We start from the raw sequence: 3,586 nt of genomic DNA, 5'->3' as shown, positions 1-3,586 counted from the left end.
CTTTTACAATTGTCTTTAATTCGTAGAAATAGTTGCTGTCCTCATTCCGGATGGTCTGTTAGAATAAATGAAGTAACAGAATATTTTATACATAAAGGACGGGGTAGGGATGAGAAAGCTGCAATTGCTTATGGCAGCTATGGGAGCGTCAATTTTATTGCTGTTGACAGCATGCGGTTCCAATGGTGTACCTGATGCCAAAAATTGGGACCTTGAAGACTTCAGTTATACCGATCAGGAGGGGAAGCCTTTCTCAAAAAGCGATCTTAAAGGAAAGGTTTGGGTAGCGGATTTTATATTCACGAGCTGTGAGACGGTCTGTCTCCCCATGACTTCGAATATGACGAAGCTGCAGCAGCAATTGAAGGATGAAGGGATTAAGGATGTAGAGTTCGTTTCATTTTCCGTGGATCCGGAAATTGATAAACCTGATGTTTTAAAAAAATTTGGTGACCAATTTAATGTGGATTACRGCAACTGGCACTTTCTGACCGGTTATGGACAGGAAGAAATCGAGCAGTTTGCATTGGATAACTTTAAAACGATCGTCAAAAAACCAGAAGCGGAAGATCAGGTGATTCATGGGACCAGTTTTTTTCTGATGGATCAAGAAGGAAAGATCATCATGGATTATACAGGTCTGCAGGATATTCCGTTTGATGAAATCATTAAGCATATTAAAATTTTACAGAATTATTGAACAGGTTAAATGACCTGTTCTTTCTGTTTTCATCCATCTTAATTACCGGGCTTTATCGATGGTGAAAATGAGCAATAAGTTTTTGAAGAAACATCGGTAGTGAAGAATGATTTTACATGCTAAGTAACATGCTAATTTTTATAGGACTAGCTTTAATTCACAGCGTTTTTCATATTGTATAGTAAGGAATGCTCAATTTTGGAAGTACAATGAAGGTATATTGTTTGCAATTTTTCGTTTTCTGCATGATATAATATATGGGTAGGAAGGTGAGGGTCATGAGGTACAAAATCACCTGTCTTTTCATATGCCTAGTTTGGATTTCAGGCTGCAGTCAAAATGAAACAGCCTCAAATCAGCCATCTGTTCAGCAGAAAAGCATAGTTGAGCTGAGTAAAAAGGAAACCATTCCTGCCAGCTTTTTTCCGGACCCTGTGAAAATCGTGTCAATTGGCGACTCCTTGACTCAAGGTGTCGGTGATAGTAAAGATAATGGCGGGTATCTGCCTTATTTACAAAATAAGCTGGAAAAAGAACCATCGATTACTTCCGTTGAGATGATTAATCATGGCATACGTGGAAATAGGACCGACCAACTATTGAAAAGACTGGATAAGACTAGGATTAAAGAGGACATAAAGCAAGCTGACTCGATTGTCGTCACAATCGGTGGAAATGATATCATGAAGGTCTTTAAACAGAATTTCTCCAATCTGGAACTGAATCAGTTTGATTCGGCAAAAATAGGGTATGAAAAAAGATTAAGGCAGATACTTGATAAGGTTCGTTCCGAAAATGATTCTGCGCAAATATACCTTGTAGGCGTCTACAATCCATTTTCCAAATGGTTCGGAGATTTTTATGAACTTGATATGATCATGAATGATTGGAATGAAAGTGGAAAAGAGATCATTGAAGAATATGATTCAGCATATTTTATTGAAATAGCAGACATTTTCGAGAATCCCAAAGAAGATTTGCTTTATGCCGAGGATTATTTTCACCCAAATGACCGCGGATATGAATTAATCGCGACAAGAATCTATAATGATATGGATATTACCACTATCGGAAAGGACACATTGGAAGCGAGTGCCAAAGGAGATGATGACCAAGAATGACAAATGTCAAATGGAAGACTTTGTTTATTTCCCTATTAGCCTTAAACATCCTGGTCATCCTGTTTGTAACGATTTTAGTTAATCTGCCGACTAAAGATAAAGAGCTAATACCTAAAGTAAGCCGCGAAGAAGATATCCAATTTCAAATTCACACGAATCGGGAAGATTTGACAAGGTTAATCAACCAGTATCTGGATAAAGAGGGGTTAACGGGATCCATTCACTATGAAGTGTATTTAACGGATGAGGTGGAGTTATACGGAACAATGCCATTTTTCAACCGTGAAGTGGAAATGAAATTGACTTTTGAACCAATTGCCCAAAAGAATGGGGATTTGATTCTTAAGCAAAAATCAATTGCAGTCGGTAAAATGAACCTTCCTGTTTCATATGTAATGAATTTGATTAATGAGCGATATAATATGCCTGAATGGGTTAGCATAAGCCCCAATGATAAAAGTATTTATGTGTCATTACAGGATATGGAACTGAAAAGCGATATAAGGGTGAAGGCGAAAGAATTCGATCTGAAAAATGATGATATTTCATTTTTATTGACCATCCCATCATCATTACAGTGATCGTGAATAAATGGATAAAAAACCAGGATCGATGCATCCTGGTTTTTTATTCATTTATGGGGAGAGCGTTAGGGTTTCTAGTGAGGATGATTCCTGATTCGATCCGATTATATAAATGGTTGAGGAAGTATTATCTTGAAATGCTTTGTTTGGCAAAGGGAGTGCGATTTCTTTTGTTCCAGCTTTCCTCACTTCGAAGTCAACTATCATGGGATGAATAGTGAGATATTCGCTTGCTTTCCTGAAATGGAGTTGATCAAAGACGACATCTCCGCCTTTGACCGCAATGTCCACCGAGAGTAAATCATGTGAAAGCTGGATGAATCGGACCTTTGCTTCATTTGGAGGAACAGATGGGTTATCCTCGAAAGGTAAAATTTTCAACGATTCGTTAGCCACGGTAGGTGCTAGAKCAATGGTATAGGAAGCTCCGATTTCGAGAGCCACTTTACAGCTTAATAGAGGCGAGGTGTTTTGCCCACTGCGGTATATATCCAATTGGTACTTGCYAGGGGGCAGTGGTGAATAACCATTGCACTCTTTATACGAGAAATTTTTGAGGATACGCATTTCATTTACATGAACATCAAATGGGTGAGCTGTTGGGACAGCATGTAAGAAGCGGACTTGTGCAGGCAGTAGGACAGTTATTTGTTCATTTCTGTATGTTGAATTTTCGAGACTTTTCAAATGTTTATGGTAATAATAATCATGAAATTCCGAATCGCTGTTTTTATAAGACGATAGTAAATCATATGTTTCCGACTTTTGTGGATATGATTGTTTATCGCTCATTTCCAACACCTCTCATTTTTCCATCATGTTTTTAACATATGTAATCATGCTTGGGCGTGTGTCTCCTTTCTAAAAAGAAAGGTAACATTTTCGTGAAAAGGCTCTCGGCATATTATTTTACAGGGGTATATAAAAACGTTAAAATGCATTCAATGGATGGTTTGTAAAAAAGGAGGATTTTCATTGACAAAGCAATTAGAGAAAGCAACATTCGCAGGTGGATGTTTCTGGTGCATGGTGAAACCGTTCGATGAACAGCCCGGCATCGAATCCGTTATCTCGGGCTATACAGGCGGGACTACGGAAAATCCCACGTACAAAGAGGTTTGTTCTGAAACCACGGGACATTATGAAGCTGTTCAGATCACCTTTGATCCAAACGTATATCC

5 protein-coding genes are annotated in these 3,586 nt (G+C 38.3%); 4 read left to right on the top strand and 1 reads right to left on the bottom strand.

Annotated features, from left to right (window positions below; genetic code table 11):
- Positions 1 to 109 precede the first annotated feature (109 nt).
- The 3 genes from AC1DVB_RS25935 (at position 110) to AC1DVB_RS25925 (ending at position 2,402) form a co-directional block, all read left to right on the top strand.
- A complete protein-coding gene (locus tag AC1DVB_RS25935) occupies positions 110 to 700 on the top strand; it encodes an SCO family protein (RefSeq protein WP_477591657.1) in 591 nt (196 codons plus the stop codon).
- 278 nt (positions 701 to 978) lie between these two features.
- Positions 979 to 1,821, top strand: a complete 843-nt coding sequence (locus AC1DVB_RS25930) for an SGNH/GDSL hydrolase family protein (protein ID WP_098185824.1) — start codon at positions 979 to 981, stop codon at positions 1,819 to 1,821.
- Positions 1,818 to 2,402, top strand: a complete 585-nt coding sequence (locus AC1DVB_RS25925; RefSeq protein ID WP_057277322.1) for a YpmS family protein — start codon at positions 1,818 to 1,820, stop codon at positions 2,400 to 2,402. Before AC1DVB_RS25930 ends, AC1DVB_RS25925 begins: the two co-directional genes overlap by 4 nt.
- A gap of 54 nt (positions 2,403 to 2,456) precedes the next feature.
- On the opposite strand, the gene AC1DVB_RS25920 is transcribed toward AC1DVB_RS25925, so the two are convergent.
- Positions 2,457 to 3,197: a DUF4397 domain-containing protein gene (locus AC1DVB_RS25920; protein ID WP_477591655.1), complete on the bottom strand. Its 741-nt coding sequence runs from the start codon at positions 3,195 to 3,197 to the stop codon at positions 2,457 to 2,459.
- A 234-nt stretch (positions 3,198 to 3,431) separates the two neighbouring features.
- On the opposite strand from AC1DVB_RS25920, the gene AC1DVB_RS25915 reads away from it, so the two are divergent.
- Positions 3,432 to 3,586 (top strand): peptide-methionine (S)-S-oxide reductase (locus AC1DVB_RS25915; protein ID WP_477591659.1); only part of this gene is annotated, 155 nt, incomplete at its 3' end.

It is taken from the genome of Peribacillus sp. P4_D6 (assembly GCF_056401795.1).
The sequence above is the reverse complement of the archived record's forward strand: the minus strand, read 5'-3'. Positions and strand labels throughout refer to the sequence as shown.

Excerpts from the sequence above, each read along its gene's own strand:
- AC1DVB_RS25930 (WP_098185824.1), top strand. The coding sequence starts at position 979 with ATGAGGTACAAAATCACCTGTCTTTTCATATGCCTAGTTTGGATTTCA.
- AC1DVB_RS25925 (WP_057277322.1), top strand. The coding sequence starts at position 1,818 with ATGACAAATGTCAAATGGAAGACTTTGTTTATTTCCCTATTAGCCTTA.